Origin of the sequence: Microbacterium marinilacus (assembly GCF_019753765.1) — a bacterium.
GTDB classification, from domain to species: Bacteria; Actinomycetota; Actinomycetes; order Actinomycetales; family Microbacteriaceae; genus Microbacterium; species Microbacterium marinilacus.
Genome location: NZ_JAIJZW010000017.1, coordinates 1 through 17,061, shown reverse-complemented (window position 1 = coordinate 17,061; position 17,061 = coordinate 1). Strand labels below are relative to the sequence as shown.

The 17,061-nt window shown below is 68.4% G+C and carries 9 protein-coding genes; 8 read left to right on the top strand and 1 reads right to left on the bottom strand.

Annotation, left to right across the window (positions count from 1 at the left end; translation table 11 throughout):
• The first annotated feature begins 26 nt into the window (after nucleotides 1-26).
• The gene (locus K5S26_RS17640; RefSeq protein WP_221860663.1) at nucleotides 27-6,962 is read left to right on the top strand and encodes a non-ribosomal peptide synthetase/MFS transporter; all 6,936 of its coding nucleotides are present in this window, start codon (nucleotides 27-29) and stop codon (nucleotides 6,960-6,962) included.
• Nucleotides 6,963-6,979: 17 nt separating this feature from the next.
• Complete coding sequence (locus K5S26_RS17635; RefSeq protein ID WP_221860661.1) at nucleotides 6,980-7,615, top strand: 4'-phosphopantetheinyl transferase family protein; 636 nt, start codon at nucleotides 6,980-6,982, stop codon at nucleotides 7,613-7,615.
• A gap of 110 nt (nucleotides 7,616-7,725) precedes the next feature.
• Here the strand turns inward: K5S26_RS17635 and K5S26_RS17630 are convergent, their stop codons facing one another.
• Nucleotides 7,726-8,757 carry a LacI family DNA-binding transcriptional regulator gene (locus tag K5S26_RS17630; RefSeq protein WP_221860660.1) on the bottom strand — a complete coding sequence of 344 codons (1,032 nt, stop codon included), beginning with the start codon at nucleotides 8,755-8,757 and terminating at the stop codon, nucleotides 7,726-7,728.
• 210 nt (nucleotides 8,758-8,967) lie between these two features.
• Here K5S26_RS17630 and K5S26_RS17625 point away from each other — a divergent pair, with 210 nt between their 5' ends.
• The 6 genes from K5S26_RS17625 (at nucleotide 8,968) to K5S26_RS19075 (ending at nucleotide 16,974) form a co-directional block, all read left to right on the top strand.
• Complete coding sequence (locus K5S26_RS17625) at nucleotides 8,968-10,020, top strand: extracellular solute-binding protein (RefSeq protein WP_221860658.1); 1,053 nt, start codon at nucleotides 8,968-8,970, stop codon at nucleotides 10,018-10,020.
• Complete coding sequence (locus K5S26_RS17620) at nucleotides 10,020-10,868, top strand: ABC transporter permease subunit (RefSeq protein WP_221860656.1); 849 nt, start codon at nucleotides 10,020-10,022, stop codon at nucleotides 10,866-10,868. The genes K5S26_RS17625 and K5S26_RS17620 overlap by 1 nt, the downstream gene beginning before the upstream one ends.
• Nucleotides 10,865-11,629, top strand: a complete 765-nt coding sequence (locus K5S26_RS17615; RefSeq protein WP_221860654.1) for an ABC transporter permease — start codon at nucleotides 10,865-10,867, stop codon at nucleotides 11,627-11,629. Before K5S26_RS17620 ends, K5S26_RS17615 begins: the two co-directional genes overlap by 4 nt.
• Entirely contained in the window at nucleotides 11,626-12,708 is a 1,083-nt protein-coding gene (locus tag K5S26_RS17610) for an ABC transporter ATP-binding protein (RefSeq protein WP_221860652.1), read from the top strand. Before K5S26_RS17615 ends, K5S26_RS17610 begins: the two co-directional genes overlap by 4 nt.
• A gap of 43 nt (nucleotides 12,709-12,751) precedes the next feature.
• On the top strand, nucleotides 12,752-13,522 hold the full coding sequence (locus K5S26_RS17605) for an MBL fold metallo-hydrolase (RefSeq protein ID WP_221860650.1): 771 nt from the start codon (nucleotides 12,752-12,754) through the stop codon (nucleotides 13,520-13,522).
• Nucleotides 13,523-13,935: 413 nt separating this feature from the next.
• Nucleotides 13,936-16,974, top strand: coding sequence for a type IV secretion protein Rhs (locus tag K5S26_RS19075; protein WP_221860648.1), 3,039 nt, complete (start codon nucleotides 13,936-13,938; stop codon nucleotides 16,972-16,974).
• The last annotated feature ends 87 nt before the right edge of the window (nucleotides 16,975-17,061 follow it).

Here is a 17,061-nt window from a genome sequence, read left to right as displayed (position 1 = left end):
ACCCGAGCCTGACCGAAGGAACACCGATGCCGCCGACTTCCACCGCCCCTGTGCTGCTGGATGACGTATGGACGGACATCGTCCAGCAGATCGAGACGATGCCCGACGCGATCGCCTTGGCGGACGGGGAAGGCGACGTCACCTACGGGCGGCTCGAGGTCCTCGTCTCCGACGCCGCTCAGGCGCTCAGGGAGGCGGGCGTGCGCCGGGGCGATCTGGTCGGCATCCACCTGCCGCGGGGGCGTGCCGCGGTGATCGGTGCTCTGGCGGCACTCAGCATCGGTGCGGGGTACGTGCCGCTGGACCCGGTGTATCCGGAAGCCCGCTTGACGTTCATGCAGGAGCAGACCCGTCCACGCGCAGTGCTGACCGCGCAGGGTGTGCGGGTCATGTCTGACGGCGCGAAGCAGACGGACCCGGCGTACGTCATCTTCACCTCCGGATCCACCGGGCTGCCGAAGGGCGTCCTCATCGGCCGTCGAGCCCTCACCGCGTTCGCGCGCACCTTCGCGCGAACCTTCTCCCTGTCCGCATCGGATCGAGTGCTGCAGTTCGCCTCGATGAGCTTCGACGTCAGTGTGGAGGAGATCTTCCCCACTCTCACGCGGGGAGCCACCGTGGTGCTTCGCGATGACGACATGATCGGCCGACCCGAGCTTTTCCTGCGGCGCTGCGGCGAGCTCGGAATCACCGTCCTCGACCTCCCCACCGCGTACTGGCACGAACTGGTCACCGCGGTCTCGCGCGGGGAGGCGGCGCTGCCGGAGTCCGTGCGCTGCGTGATCATCGGCGGCGAGACGGCGCGCCCCGACGCCGTTCGGCAGTGGCGTCGAGCTCTTGGAGCACACTCCGCACGCCTGTTCAACACCTATGGACCGACCGAGACGACCGTCGGAGTGACGGCGGCGGACGTGACCGAGTGGGACGGCGACATCGTCCCGATCGGCGTACCGCACGACGGCGTGACCTGCCGTATCGGCGAGGATGACGAGCTCCTGGTCGGCGGGATCGGGGTCGCGGACGGCTACCTCGGTCAGCCAGACCTCACCGCCGAGAGGTTCATCGTCTCCCCGGACGGTGCCCGTGAGTACCGCACCGGCGACCGGGCTCGATGGTCATCCGACGGCCACCTTGAGTTTCTCGGCCGTATCGATGACCAGGTCAAGATCAGCGGACACCGCGTCGAGCCTGGCGAGGTCGAAGCCGCCCTGCGCGAGATCGCAGGCATCGACGACGCGGTGGTCCTCGTCGATTCGAGCACCGGACGAGCCCGCCTCATGGGGCATGTCGTGGCTGACGACACGATCGATCTGACCGATGTGCGCGCGCAACTGGCGCGAACCCTGCCTCCGTACCTCGTCCCCGCCACGCTCGCCTCGCACCGCCGGTTCCCGCTCACGCCGCAGGGAAAGGTTGACAAGCGCGCACTCGAGTCCGACGAGCGAAGCGAGCGCGTCGATACTCCCGACGAGAGTCCGAGCCAGACCGCGTCCGCCGCGCTTTTCGAAGAGGTTCTGGGGGTGCGCGTCGCGGGGACGGATGACGACTTCCTCTCGCTGGGTGGTGACTCCCTGGACGCGGTGAGATTGCTCACGGCGCTCCGTCGCGAGCACGCAGTGACGCTGAGTCTCAGCGAGTGGTACGCCGCGCCGACTGTAGGGGCGCTCGCCTCGGCTATCGCTTCCGCTGACGGCGTCCTCGACGCGAACCGTGCGGGTTCGGCGACAGGCGCAGTGGCGACGCTCTCGGAGGGGGTGGAGCATCCCCTCTCGCCGATGCAGCGCGACTACTGGATCGCGGAGCAGCTCTGCGCCGACCTGTCGGTGTACACGCTGGGCTTGCAATACCGCTGGACGGACGAGGTGGACGAGTCCGCCCTGCGCCTCGCGCTCGACGGTCTCGCGCATCGCCACCCCCTCCTGCGCGCGCGGTTCCCGGAGGTCGATGGCGAACCGCGTCTAGTGATCGATGCCGATGCAACAGTCGCGTTGACGGTCGGGGAAGCGGATCGGGCAGCCGTCGACTATCGCCGAGGACCAATCGCCCATGCCTTCCTCGACGGCGCGACGCTCACCCTCCTGGTGCATCACCTCGCCTTCGACGGCTGGTCGGCCGGTGTTTTCGGTCAGGAGCTCGCGGCGTTGTACCGCGCAGCGCTGCCCAACGGGGCCGCTCCCGCTCTTCCGGCGTCCCGCCCCGCGCTCGATCTGGCCGTGCGCGACGCTGCAGCGGCAGTGGATCCGGTTCTGCGTGACTATTGGCGGGAGCGGCTGAGCGGATCAAGGCGCGATCTTGCGCTCCCCGCGGACCGCCCCCGTCCGGCGGTGCCCAGCTACGCATCGGCGAGAGTCGTGCGCCACTTGCCCGCCGAGACCATGGCACGTCTGCGCAAGCTCTCCGGCGATGAGCGCGCGAGCCTCTTCCACGTCGTGTTGGCGGCGCTTCAGACGGTCTTGCGTCGGCACACCGGCACGACCGACATCACCGTCCTCTCGCCCGTGGCCGGCCGCGACAGCGACGAGGCTTCCGCCTTCATCGGCCCGGCCTTGAACGTGCTCCCGCTGCGAGGGGAAGTGGCCGACGACGCCACTTTCGCAGAACACCTCCGCCGTGTGCGCGATGCGACCGTCCGCGACCTCGATCACGCGGCGCTCGCGCTGCCTGACCTGATGACGCTCGTCGAGCGTTCCGGGAACCGGGCGCCCCTCAGCTCGGTGATGTTGACCGTGCACAACACTCCGCACTCCACCGACCCGATGCTTCGCTACGCGGGCGAGGTGCCGCCCGTGGCGTCGATGGTGGAGCTGTCGCTCGCTATCGACTTCCCCGTCGACGGCGCGGTGCTCACCGCCGACTACGCGCTCGACCTCTTCGATCGCGAACGCGTCGACACGCTGCTCAGCCATCTGATCACCGTGCTGGACGCCGTCGCGGACGACACTTCGAAGCCCGCCGCGATGGTCCCGATGCTGTCCGCCGATGAGGTCCTTCGCCTCCAGGATGCAGGGAGGTGCGATCCCGCACCTGCGCTTCACTCGCGCACCGTGCACGAGCTGTTCGAGGAACATGCTCGTCGCACCCCCGACGCCCCCGCCCTGACGGTTTCCGGCGAGACGATCTCGTACGGAGGGCTGAACCGGCGCGCGAACCGTCTGGCGCGACATCTGCAGGACGAAGGGGCGGGGCCCGGCGACCGGGTCGCCATCGTGCTACCGAGAGGCGTCGAACTCTTCGTCGCGATGTGGGCGGTGCTCAAAGCCGGTGCCGCCTACGTGCCGGTCGATCCCGACTACCCGGCTCAACGCCGCGCAGGCATGATCTCCGACAGCGCGCCCCTGGTCGTCATCGACGCCGAGTATCTCCGCGCCCAGGGGACTGACCACTCCGACGGGGACCTGGTCTCACCGGCGGGCTCCGATGACCCGGCCTACGTCGTGTTCACCTCGGGCTCGACCGGAAAGCCGAAAGGCGTGGTCGTGACGCATGGCAACCTGGTCCACGCCGTAGCGATGTGGCGCGAGGCATACGCGCTGCGCTCTGACTGGTCCTACTTGCAGGCGGCGAGCTTCTCGTTCGACATGTTCGTCGGCGAGACGCTGCGGGCGCTGACCACCGGCGGGCGCCTGGTCGTGGTCGGTCGCGAGACCGTGCTCGACCCGCCCGCGCTTTTCGCGACTATGCGCGATGAGCGGATCGCCTGCACCGAGCTCGTTCCCGCGGTGCTGCGCGCGCTTCTGGATGAGGCGGAGCGGGGTGACGGGGGCGGCCTGTCCTCGGTGCGCCTGCTGATCGGAGGTGGCGAGAAGTGGCACGTGCGTGACTATCGGCGTGCGCGCGCGCTCGTGGCTCCGCAAGCGCGTGTGGTGAACTCCTACGGCGTCACCGAGGCGACCGTCGACAACCTCTACTTCGACGGGGACGCGGACGATCTCGCCGACGACGAGCTGCTCCCGATCGGGCGTCCGTTCCCGGGGAACAGCATGTACGTGCTCGACCCGCAGGGCAACCATGCGCCGTTCGGGGTCATCGGCGAGCTCTTCTTGGGAGGCAATGGCGTCGCCGCGGGCTACCACGGACGACCGGAGCTCTCAGCCGAACGATTCGTCCCCGACCCGTTCTCCGACGCTCCCGACGCTCGCATGTACCGCACCGGCGATGCCGCCCGCTTCCGGGCTGACGGCACGGTCGACTTCCTGGGCAGGCTCGATGATCAGGTCAAGCTCAACGGTCACCGGATCGAGCTCGGCGAAGTCGAGTCCGCGCTCGGTTCGCTCCCTGGCATCGCCGCCTGCGCCGCCGCGGTTCACGATCGCGGCACCGGTCTGGACGTTCTGGTCGGGTATGTCGTCCTACGACGGGGCGTCGAGCGGGACGAGTCCACGATCCGCGCTGGTCTCGCCGCCTTCCTTCCGCCGCACATGGTCCCCGGACGAGTGCTCGTGCTGGAGGCGCTGCCGTCATCTCCGAATGGAAAGCTCGACCGGCGTGCCCTGCCCGCACCCGCGGAGGCCCGTCCCGACACGACAGCCGAGCCGGGGACGGAGACCGAGCGTCGGATCGCTGCGGTGTGGGCTGATGTTCTCGGCATCGCGACGCCGGGCATCGATGAGAGCTTCTTCGCGCTCGGTGGGGACTCGTTCGCCGCGTTGAAGACCGTCCGCAGGCTCGACCCGGCACCGAGTCTGGTCGAATTCTACGAGCACGCCACCATCCGTCGCCTGGCTGCACACCTCGACGATCGCGAACGAAGCGGACCGACCAGTACCCGGTTGCTGCACCGCCTGACGCCCGCCGCCGAAGCTGCGGGGGCGACACTCACCGTCGTCGCAGTTCCTTACTCGGGCGGCAGCGCTGTGGCCTACCGGCCGCTGGCGGAGGCGTTGCCGTCGGAGTGGGCGTTGGAGGCGCTCGAGCTGCCCGGCCACGACGGTTCGCGTCCAGATGAAGCGCTCGAGCCGCTCGACGTCGTCGCGGAACGTGTGGTGGCGGAGGTCGCGGAGATCGACGGACCCGTTCTCTTCTACGGGCACTGCCTCGGGGTGGCACTCACGGTAGAGCTCGCGCGCCGCGCCGAAGCCAACGGCATCCAGGTGGCAGGCGTTGCGCTCGGCGCGGGGTTCCCCACCGCGCGGCTGCCGGGTCGCGTCTTCGACTGGATCTATCGGCACCTCCCCGTCGATCGTCTGAGCTCCGACCGCGAGTACCTCGAGTACCTGCGGGCCAGGGGCGGATTCTCCGACCTGGACGCTGACGAGCAGGCGTTCACGCTGCGTAACGTTCGACACGACACCCGTGACGCGGAAGAGTACTTCACCGCCGCCTACCGCAGCGACATCGGACGTCTGAAGGCACCTGTCCTCTCGGTAGTGGGCGCACGAGATCGCGTGACCGAGCACTACCAGGAACGACACCGCGAGTGGGCGCATTTCACGGAGGGCGAGGTGGGTCTGACCGTGCTTCCCGGTGCCGGGCACTTCTTCGTGAAGGACCACGCGCATCCACTCGCTGAAGCGCTGGCCGATTTCACCGCCCGCGGCACGGGGGACGCAGACCCACGCGAGACGACCGCGATCTCATCTCTCGACGCCGAACCGCAGGCGATACCGGACGTGCAACCGAGCCTGCGCAGATTCGGCGTCGTCGCGATCGGCCAGCTGCTGTCGATGGTCGGCAGCAGCCTCAGCAGCTTCGTGCTGAGCATCTGGGTGTTCCAGCAGACCGGCTCGATCACGGACTTCGCGGTGGTGAACGCCGTCGGGTTGCTGCCGGGGATCGTTGCGGGTCCCTTCGCTGGCGCTATTGCCGACCGCTGGGACAAGCGGAAGGTGATGATCGCCAGCGACTCGGTCGCCACCGCGGCGATGGTGGCGCTCGCTGCGTTGATTCTCAGCGGTGGGCTCAGCATGTGGCAGGTATACGCCACCGTGGCGGTCACGTCGCTCGCCGGTGCCTTCCAGCGGCCCGCTTATCTGTCGGCCGTCGCGCAGCTGGTGCCAAAGCGCTACCTGGGCAACGCGGCCGGCATAGGGCAACTGGGAGCCGGGGTCGGGCAGGTCTTCGCGCCGTTGCTCGGAGCGTCTCTGATCGGCCTGATCGGTATCGGAGGGGTGCTCATCCTCGACATGGTCACCTTCGCCATCGGGGTGTTCACCCTCCTGATCACCCGGTTCCCGAAGCTGGCCTTCCGCCGCCGCGAGGAGAGCTTCGGTGCGGAGGTACGCAACGGATGGCGTTACATCCGGCGGCGGCCGGGCTTGCGCTCGGCGCTGCGGTACTTCGTCATCGACCACGTCTTCTACGTCTTGGGCTTCGCCGTCATCACTCCCCTTCTGCTGCTCGAGCAGCCCCCGGCGATCATGGGTGCCGCGCTAGGCGCCACCGGGGTAGGCGCACTTCTCGGCAGCGTCGCAATGGGGATCTGGGGCGGCACGGCCCGCCGCACGCACGGGATGCTCCTGTCGATGGCGATCGGCAGCGTCGCGATGATGGTCGTCGGCCTCACCAGTCACCCCGTGCTGCTGATACTCGGCATGTTCGTGATGGGCGTCGCGGAGTCCCTCGCGGACGGGCATTGGACCGCGGTCGTGCAAGGGAAGGTGGGCCTAGAGCTTCAGGGTCGTGTGCTCTCGATCTTCCTCTCTCTGATGCTGCTGACGGTTCCGGTCGGCTATCTCGTGGTCGGCCCGCTGGCCGAGACCTACCTCCAGCCGCTGCTCGAGCCGGGCGGCGCATGGGCGGACACGTTGGGGCTGGTCACGGGCGTCGGTCCGGGGCGCGCCCTTGCACTGTTGATCGTGCTGAGCGGTCTGCTCCAGCTGGGGTGGGCGATCTTCGGCTGGAGCGATCGGCGGCTCCGGCTCCTCGAAGACGATCTGCCCGACGCGATTCCAAGCGGAGTCATCGGGACGAAAGACGACCTCCAGCGTGCAGCCGATGAGGCCCTGACGCGCAGCATCGCTTAGACGACCGAGCTGACCGCTTGTTCGACACGCTCCTGCCGGCTGGTGTGACGTTGTCCGTGCTCGGTGAACCGCTGACGGATCCTGCCTCGGTCGCAGAGGCCGGCCTCGTGAGCGGGATGGCCACCGCGCGTCTTCGCGACTTCGCGACCGGTCGCCGTTGCGCGCACAACGCCTTACGACTGCACGGCGTCGATGCTCCGTGGGTGGGCCGGCAACCGGGCGGTGCTCCCATGTGGCCAGCGGGCTTTGTCGGCTCCATCACCCACTGCGACGGCGTGTACGCGGCGGCCGTTGCCCGAGCGCGCGAGTATCGCGCGCTCGGGATCGATGCCGAACCGATCAGAGACATCCCGGACGACCTCGCCGACTTTCTCGAACGCGACGACGAGCGGGAGCAGAGGCGGGATGGCTCCGACCCGCACATCGCCCTACTCCGTTTCAGCGCGAAGGAGAGCGTATTCAAGGCATGGTCGCCGCTCACCGGCACCTGGCTCGACTTCGCTGATGTGTCAGTCAAGTTCGCCGAGGACGGCGCATTTGTGGCGCAGGTGCATCATCCGCTTGCGCTCACTCATCGGCTGCGCTTCATGAGCGGCCGCTGGGGCATCGCAGACGGGACCGCTTACACGGCAATCGCAGTCCCACAGTGCTGACGTCAGCGGGAGAGGCGTGCAGACTCGCTCGGCTACGGGTCGTTGTCTGCTCAGCACTGCCGTCGCCACGCTCCGCGGCAGCCGAGCCGGGTGCTCCAAAGACCTCGTCATCAACGGAAGGCGACACTCGCACGTGGGACCAGCGTCACGGGCATCCGGGTGTGGCGGATGGCGTCACCAGGCACCAGCAGTCGGTCCATGAGGTCACGGCCGAGCCCGGAGCGGTCAAAGCGGATGGTGGTGAGCCCCGGCGCCAGCAGCGCCGATGTGGCGAGGTCGTCGTGGCCGATCACGCTGAGGTCCGTGCCCACCCGCGCGTCGCGCGCGGCGGCCGCGGCGTAGACGCCGGCGGCGAGGTAGTCGGAGTTGACGATCAACGCCGGGTGCTCGCGTTCCTCGCAGAGACGATGAGTGAGCTGTTCGATCGAACGTGCGTCGAGAGGGCAACGGAGGATCTCGCCTGACAGGCCCCACTGGGCGCACAGGCGGAGGAACGTCTGCTCTCGCGTTCTGTCGGCGACGAGGTCTGTGGGCGCGGCGACGAGCACGGGTGCGCGGTGGCCGTGTCGACGCAGTTCGTCCAGGGCGAGGGCGACGGCCTGCTTCTCGTCCGGCCCCGCGGTGGCGAAGCCGTCGGCGTCGTCTTCCACGGTTTCGGGGGGCGAGCAGTGGAAGGCGATGAGCGGACGCGTGGCGGTGGGGTCGCTCCAGCCGGACCGTCGGACGCCGTCGGCGAGCTGGTCCAGCCCGCCGATCGGGGCGATGGCGATCCCCGAGACGTGCTGCGCGGTCAGTCGGCGTAGCGCTTGCTGTTCCCTCTCGGGGGAGTAGTTGGTGCTGACGATCAGAAGCGTGGCGCCGGCGGCATCAGCGCGCTCCTCCATGCCGCGCAGGATGTCGAGGAACAGCGGATTGCGCATGTTTCGGATGACGACTCCGTACACGTCGCTCTGGCCAGTGCGCAGTGCCCGTGCGCGAGCGTCAGCCGCGTATCCGAGGGTGTCTGCCGCAGCGCGGACCCGTGCAGCAGTCATGGGCGCGACGCGTCCGGTGCCGTTGAGGGCGAAGCTCGCCTGTGACACCGAGACGCCCGCCTCCGCTGCGACGTCGCGCAGCGTGGCGCGGCGATGGCTGGCAGTCACATCGATCCTCTCGTCGGTGCTCGTACGCTATCCGGCTCCCGCGCGAGGGCACGGGCCGTGCAAGGTAGCCCCCGGTGGTGTTCAGCCTCTGTTCACGTGCCGGACGTGGGGAGTTTCCGGCCCCGACGGTGACTGGTCAGCATCGTGCCAAATCGTTATAGCACTGCTCGCTGTCGGAAGCCCACCGATGCCTATGGAATGAGAGAGCCCATGAACCGTCCTGGTCGCGTCCGCGCCACCCTTGTCGTCCTCGCCGGATCCATCGCGCTCGCGTCGTGCGCCAGCGCCGACACCTCTGCGGTCACGGGCGGGGCCGGCGCCTCGTCGGACGACATCGTCATCACCTACAACTCCCCCGCCGAATGGGGCAACTACGGTGAGGTGCTCGCCGCGTTCACCCAGAGCACGGGCATTCAGGCGCCCAACGATCCGAAGAACTCCGGCCAGGCGCTGGCCGCTCTGCAGGCTGAGAAGTCTGCACCGGTGGCCGATGTCGCGTACGCCGGGATCGCTTTCGGCCAGCAGCTCGTCGAGGCCGGGGTGCTTCAGGCCTACGAGCCGGCCGGCAGCGCCGAGGTGCCCGCCGATCTCCGGGACTCGGATGGCAACTGGACGGCGGTGCACACCGGCACCGTCGCCTTCATCGTGAACACGGACCACCTCGACGGGGCGCCAGTGCCCACGAGCTGGGCTGACCTTCTCGACCCCGCGTACTCCGGCATGGTGGGGTACCTCGACCCCACCCAGGCCGCAGTCGGGTACTCGGCGGCCACCGCGGCGAACATCGCTCTCGGAGGCGACTTGCACGATTGGGCACCCGGTCTCGACTACCTCGCGGCTCTGAAGGAGAACGGAGCGTCGACGTCGGCCCAGACAGCCACCGCAAAGGTCGCGCAGGGCGAGATCCCGATCCTCATCGACACCGACTTCAACGGCTACAAGCTGCGCGACGAGGGGGCGGACGTCGAGGTTGTGATCCCGGAAGAGGGGTCGCTGCAGATTCCTTACATCGTCGGTCTCGTGGCAGGGTCTCCGCACGCGGACAACGGGCAGGCGCTGCTCGACTTCTACTTCTCCGACGAGGGGCAGCAGCTGTTCGCCGAGGGCTACATGCGTCCCGTGGTCGGAGACGTGCCGCAGGAGATCGCCGAGAGGACTCTGCCGGCTGAGGACTACGAGCGTGCGGCGACCATCGACTACGTCGAGCAGGGCGAGGTGCAGCAGGACTTCATCCAGCTCTACGAGGAAGAGGTCGGCTTCTGATGCCGCTGGCGCGCCGCGCGGCGGGGGCCGCGGCCGTCGCGGTCGCGTTGGCCGTGCCCGCCGCATTCGGTGTGTTCCCGCTGCTCGTGCTCGCCGCCAACGCGCTGGGCATGGGCATCGCCCCCGCAGACGAGGGACCGACCCTCGCGCACCTCTCCGCGGCGCTGACCTCCCCCAGCGCACAGCAGGCGCTCGGCAACTCAATCCTCATCGCCGGCGGCAGCGTCGTCGCGGCGGCGGTGCTGGCCGTGCCGCTGGTACTGCGCCAGGCGCACGCCGAACGCACAGGGCGACGAGGTCTCCGCCTCGCGCTGATGGACGGCCTCCTGACGCTTCCGATAGCGCTCCCAGGCATCGTGATCGGCTTCTTCGCGATCGTGCTCGTCGGGCGCACCGGCCTGTTCGCCCTGGCGTGGGAAGACGTGTCCGGGCTGGCTTATACGGCGACCGGGATGCTGGTGGCCTACGTCTACTTCAGCCTCCCCCGGGTGGTGGGGCCCCTGCGTGCGGTGGCGCGGGAGATCGACGCCGCGCTGGCCGAGACCGCGGCGACCTTAGGCGCCTCTCCGATCAGGGTGCTGTTCACCATCACGCTGCCGCTCCTGCTGCCCGCACTGGTCGAGGCCGCGGGCACCGCCGCTGCTGTCGCCCTGGGCGGGTACGGGACCGTGGCGACGCTCTCGGAGGGAGTACGCCTGCTTCCCCTCAACGTCGTCAACGCGTTGTCCACCGGATACCGGTTGGCGGAGTCCTCTGCGCTCGCGATCCTCCTCGCCGCGACCGCCGTCGTGGCGATGCTCCTCGGTCGGCTGTGCGCCACAGGCCTGAGACGGGTGATGAGCCGATGACCTCGCGCGGGCTGCTGTGGCTCGTGGGAGCCTTCATCCTCGCGCCGATCGCAGCGACTGCGGTCGCCGCGACGAGCGTCGACTTTTCACAGGGTCCCTGGGGTGGCGGAGTGACCGCCGACTGGATCGCCGCTGCCGCCGTGGCGCTGGCGCCGGTGCTCGGTCGCAGCCTCACGATCGCGTTCCTCGTCGTGGCAGTGGACCTCGTGCTGGCCGTCGTCCTCTCGTGGTGGCTCGCGCGGCACCCGTCGTGGCTCACGCAGCTGGTCCGCTACGCCCTCAACGTGCCGATGGCGGTGCCCGGCATCGCCCTGAGCGTGGCTCTGGTCTCGGCGTATCCCGCGTTGCGCCCCAGCGGCGCGCTGCTCGTGGCGGCGCACATCGTCTTCACGCTGCCGTTCGCGGTCGCCGCGCTGACACCCGTGCTCGCCGCCCCGGCGCTGCGCGGAGACGAGGAAGTCGCCGCGACCCTCGGTGCCTCGCCCGCCCGGATCGCGGCCACGGTCACGGCGCCCGCCCTCGCGCTGGCTGCCGCGCAGTCGGCGTCGATGATCTTCGCGCTGTCCTTCGGCGAGTTCAACCTGAGCTTCTTCGTCAATCCGCCCGCGACCCCGACCGTGCCGTTCGCCCTGTTCGACGCGTACTCGACGCAGCGCCTCGAATACGCGTCCGCGCAGACGACGATCTTCATCGCCACCATCATCCCGATCCTCGCCATCATCGTCCTCGTCCGCCGCGCAGCCATCCGGAGCACCACATGACCAGCACGCCACTGCCAGCCAGCGCCGAGATGTCGGCCGGAGGTCTCGCCGTGTCGGGCCTTTCCGTCCGCTACGGCGACAGCCTGGCCGTCCGGGACATCTCGATGCACGCTGAGCCCGGCGAGACCGTCGCGGTCGTCGGTCCCTCAGGATGCGGCAAGAGCACCACGCTGAGGGCTGTCGCCGGTCTTACGCCCATCGAGGCCGGGCGCGTACATATCGGGGCGCGGGACGTCACGACGCTGCCGCCCGCCCGACGTCGAGTCGGCCTGGTGCCGCAGAGCTACGCCGTCTTCCCGCACATGAGCGTCGCGGCCAACATCGGCTACGGCCTGCGTGCACGCGGGGTGGCCGCGGATGCGCGGCGGCGCATCGTCGGCGAGATGCTCGAGCTGACCGCGCTGACGGCCTTCGCCGAGCGCCGACCCGACCAGCTCTCCGGAGGCCAGCGCCAGCGCGTCGCCCTCGCCCGTGCGTTGGCGATCTCGCCCGATGCGCTCCTGCTGGACGAGCCCCTGGCCGCCCTCGACCCCCAGCTGCGCGGAGATCTCCGCCGCGACCTCGCCGGGCTGCTGTCGCGCACCGGCTGCGCGACGCTGCTCGTCACGCACGACCAGCGGGAGGCACTCGCCCTCGGCCAGCGCGTCGCCGTGCTGCGCGACGGCGAGCTCGTCCAGTTCGGCAGCGCGACCGAGCTCTGGAATGACCCGGCAGACGCGTTCGTCGCAGACTTCCTCACCGGAGCGCGGCTGCTGGACGCCGCGATCACCGGGCCGGACGTCACCGTCCTCAGCGGTGGCTGGACTCTTCCGCGCGAGCGGATGACGGCACGTCCCACCCGGCACGGCCGATGCCGGGTGCTGCTGCGGGGCGACTCCCTGCGCGTGGTAGCGGACAGCGACGACGACCTGTCGGCGATCGATGCCGTGGTGCTCCACTCCGAGTACGCGGGGGATCAGCGGCATCTCGACGTGCGGATCGGCGATGTGCGGCTGCCGGTGCGCGTCCCGGCCGATGCGCCGGTACCCAGCCGGGTGCGCGTCGCGCTGAATAAGGCTGAGCTGCTGGTCGCCGCCTGACTCCCGCCGCATTTCGACGTCTCGCCCTTCGAAAGGAATCTCCATGCTCGATGTCCTCGGCTGCGCCGCCACCGCCCCCACCCCGTACGGCGCCGCGTCCAGCTACCTGGTCGACGTCGGCGACGGCGTCGTGCTCGTCGACGCCGGCCCCGGCTCCCTCATGGCATACGCCGCGCGGTATCCGCTGGAGGCCCTGCGGGGCATCGTCGTCACGCACCTGCACGCCGACCACAGCCTCGACCTGATGGCCTGGGCCTACCGCTGGACCTTCCCACGCGTGCTGCCGCGCATCCCGCTCTTCGTGCCGCCAGGGGAGACCGCCCGGATCGCAGCCTTCGATGCGCTGTTCGGCATCCCCACCCTGCCGACGATGCATGCGCCGATCACGCAGGCCTGGGACGTGCGCGAGCTGGTGCTCGACGGCAAGCGGGAGGAGCGGATCGCCGGAGTGTCGCTGCGCGCTTTCGCCGCACGCCACGCCGTACCCTCGGCTGCATTGCGCTTCACGCTGCCGGACGGACGGGTGCTCGCATTCTCCTCCGACACCGGGTACTGCGCACCCGTAGTCGAGGCGGCCCGGAACGCCGACCTCTTCGTCTGCGAAGCGACTTACCTGGAAGCGGACGCGAGCGCGCTCGAGGGGCATGGACACCTCACGGCGCGGATGGCGGGCGAGCTCGCCACCGAGGCAGGAGCGAAGCACCTGGTGGTGTCACACCTGTCCGACCCCGAGGACGGCCCGCAGGCGTTGGCAGATGCCCGCGACACCTTCGCGGGCGAGCTGAGCTTGGCGATCCCAGGGCTGCTGCTCTGAACGCGTTCGTGGCCTCCACACCCCCGGAGCCGTCACTTCACCGACTGCGAAGAGCTGCCGGTGGCGTGGAAGGCGGACTGGCGCGAGCCGGCTCGTCTGCTAGGTCTGACTGCAGGTGTGCCCACGGAGAGAACATCTCGATTCTGCCCGCCGCATTCGCTGCTGACAGGTTCGACGAGACGATTCCCACAGTTGGCGCGCGCCTGAACGTCAGGCCCCTTGGCCAGCGCTCCTCGCTGCTGAGAGTTGATGGCGTGCACGCTGAAGTCTGACTCTGACACGAGTGGCCAGGTAGCTACGGGATGAACAGTCGCCTACATTCAGGGGTTGCTGCTGGTGCTTGACGGGGCTTCCTCGCGACTGTTAGCCGAGAGCGTCGCGACAAGCGCCGCGGGAGTCGAGAGGACTTGCACGTGCGCGCCAAGATACTTGCTGTTTCGGCACTGGTCACAGCCTCAACGCTGGCAGTCTCGCTCGTGGCGGTGCCACCAGCGAGCGCTGCGGATGAACTGGGGCCGGAGCAGGTGGCGGAACAGCTGTTGTCGGAGGCCGGCCTGGACTATCAGGACTGGGTACCCCAGGAGTCAGGTCGCGGTCCGGTGAATACTGACGTCCCCGCCGATGCGTGGCGCCCGAGGGAAGCACCTGATGCGGATAAGACGAACCAGGCGCGGCAGGCCGCGAAGGCACCCGACAGGGCGATCCCGACCACCGGCGGGACGGGTGACCTTCCGGGGTACACCTTCATGGAGTTCCCGTTCTTCGATGCCAACGGTGGAACCAGCATCCGTGTCAATGTGGGCAGCGGCAACCTGCTCATTCAGGAGACGGAAGCTGCGGTCGCTGGACCGGGCGTCGGGCTCGAGGTGCAACGGGTGTTCAACAGCATTCCGGCGCCGTTCGGGGACATCAGTGAACGGTGGGCGACAAGTCTCGGCAGCCTTGGATTGGTCGGCACGGCGACGAGCAACGACGCTCACTTCTATGGCCCCACCGGCTACATCGCCAAGTTCACGCGCTCGGGATCCACTTGGACCGCTCCGGCAGGGCTGAACGCATCGCTCTCGTTCGGCGCGAACGGTGTGGGTACAGTCCGCTTCAACCGGACGGGTCTGACCTATAAGTTCACAAACGGCTACGCGACGTCGATCACCGATCGCAACGGGGTGGGCCTGACTCTCTCGTACGACGACAGAGGGATCCAGACGGTCACCAACGCGACCGGCGACACTGTCTGGTTCGACTACATCGGGGGTGTCGGGAACGCGTGGGTTCGGCAGATCGAAGACGGGCCTGGTCGGAGCACGAACTTCGAACATGGCTCGGTGCCGGGAATCCTTGGGTCCACGACGAGCTTCGCTCGGGGGGACTGGTCGATCGAGTCCGACGTCGACAACCGGGACCGGCCCAACGCCCTCGAACGTTCCGACGGGAAGCGCATCGAGTTCGAGTACGCCCAAGACGCATCGGGGAAGGTCACCAAGGTGACGCAGAAAGCCCCCGGGTTTGACGATGTCGTCACGGAGTTCGACTACACCGCTAGCGGGACGGTGGTGACCGACCCGCGTGGCGGTACCTCGGCCTACGAGATCGATGACCAGAATCGCGTGACTTCGGCGGAGGATCAGCTCGGTCGTACTCGATCGCAGACCTGGACCCCGAACTCGGATGTTGCCACGAGCACCGACGCGATCGGCTCGAACGTCACGACGAGCGAGTACGACGACTTGAACAACCTCACTTCGGTCTCGCTCCCCACAGGTGCGGCGACGCAGGCGATCTACGCGCAGGGACCGAACTGCCCGAACGCGCAGGCCGGCAACCCCTATCAGCCAAAGTGTGCGATCGACCCGGCGGGCAACACCTCGTCCATGGAGTACGACGCCGCAGGGAACCTGACCAAACAGTCCGATACGACCAGCGGCACGACGAGCGTGCAGCAGTATGCGTACGAGAACAGCTCCGGCAGCATCTGCGGCGGTTTCGCCGGCCAGGTGTGCACGGCGACTGACGCAAACGGGAACGTCACCTCGTACGAGTACACGGCCGGCAACGTCACCAAGGTCGACGCGCCCGCACCGCTCGGGGATACCACGTACCAGTACGACGGGCTGAACCGGCTCACCTCGGTCACCGACGGCAACGGCCACACCACCGCGTACGGGTACGACAACCGAGACCGCGTCACGTCGACGACATACAACGACGGTTCCGTCGTGCTCTCGGCATGGAACCTCGACGGGACTCTCGCCGGCACGTCCGACTCCAAGATCGCAACCGTCCAGAGCTTCGAACACGATCTCCTCGGCCAGATCACGTCCCAGACAACACAGAGCTCGACCCCGGGAGTCATCTCGAGCGCCGCAACGATGACGCACGACGCCGCGGGAAACCTTCTGTCCCACTCAGACGTCACCGGCACAACGCAGTACAGCTACGACGCGGCGAGCCAGCTCACGAGACTTGTCGAACCGGGAGGAGCGTGTCCGACCTCCGGCACGCCCGGAGCGAACTCCGGTTGCATCCTGTTCGACTACGACGAGAACGGTCAGGAGAGCAAGCGGACCTTGCCTGGCGGAGCCACCACCGTCACGAACCGTGACGACTCCGGGCGGCCGACACGGGTCACCGCGAAGACCGGTGCCGGCGCAACCGCGGTCGACATCGGTTACTCGTACGCGGCGCCCGGTTCCGGAGATGACCTGGCTAACGTGCAATCCCGCACCGCATACAAAGAGGAGGGCATCACCGCGGGCGCGGTGACGACCTACTCCTACAACGAGCGGAACCGGCTGACCCTCGCAGAGGAGCGCATCGGAGCGAACGTCTCCGCCTCTTGGAAGTACGCGTACGACGGCGCAGGCAACCGGACCTCCCAGACACGCGCCGGTGCAACCGGAGCCGCTGCCGGAACCACGAACTACTCCTACAACGCCGCGCACCAGCTCACGTCCGTAACTGGGCAGTCCACAACGTTCACCTACGACGGGGCAGGCAATCAGACTCGCAACGGTCTCAGTGGCGTCTCCAGTTCGTTCGGCGATCGACTTCAGGCGGCCTCGGCAGGATCGACGTCCTACTCGTATCTCGCCGGTGGCAACAGTTCAAGGCTCACGTCCGGCGGCACGAGCTTCGTGAACACCCCGCTCGGCGCTACTCAGGAAAGCGCCGGCAACACCGTGATGCAGTACACCTACTCGCCGCAGGGGCAACCGATCGGGTACAGGGCTGCCGCGCGTTGGTACTACGTCCAGGACCTCCTTGGGTCCGTCGTCGGGGTGTTCTCCGCCTCCGGTACCTACGCCGGCGGTTACAGCTACAGCCCTTACGGCGAAGCTCGATCCACCGGCACCGCTACAGCCGTCACGGCGAACCCGATCCGGTACATCGGTGGGCACCACGAAAGCGGAGGGGAGCGTGACCCGGTTTCCCGGACGGTTTCTCTGTGTTGATCATGCCGCGGTTGCGGCGGGGATGTGAAGTCGTTCGAACTCCACGGGGCTGAGGTTGCCGAGCGCGGTGTGCCGGCGGGTCGGGTT

Excerpts from the sequence above, each read along its gene's own strand:
- K5S26_RS17625 (WP_221860658.1), top strand. The coding sequence starts at position 8,968 with ATGAACCGTCCTGGTCGCGTCCGCGCCACCCTTGTCGTCCTCGCCGGA.
- K5S26_RS17615 (WP_221860654.1), top strand. The coding sequence starts at position 10,865 with ATGACCTCGCGCGGGCTGCTGTGGCTCGTGGGAGCCTTCATCCTCGCG.
- K5S26_RS17605 (WP_221860650.1), top strand. The coding sequence starts at position 12,752 with ATGCTCGATGTCCTCGGCTGCGCCGCCACCGCCCCCACCCCGTACGGC.
- K5S26_RS17610 (WP_221860652.1), top strand. The coding sequence starts at position 11,626 with ATGACCAGCACGCCACTGCCAGCCAGCGCCGAGATGTCGGCCGGAGGT.
- K5S26_RS17640 (WP_221860663.1), top strand. The coding sequence starts at position 27 with ATGCCGCCGACTTCCACCGCCCCTGTGCTGCTGGATGACGTATGGACG.
- K5S26_RS17620 (WP_221860656.1), top strand. The coding sequence starts at position 10,020 with ATGCCGCTGGCGCGCCGCGCGGCGGGGGCCGCGGCCGTCGCGGTCGCG.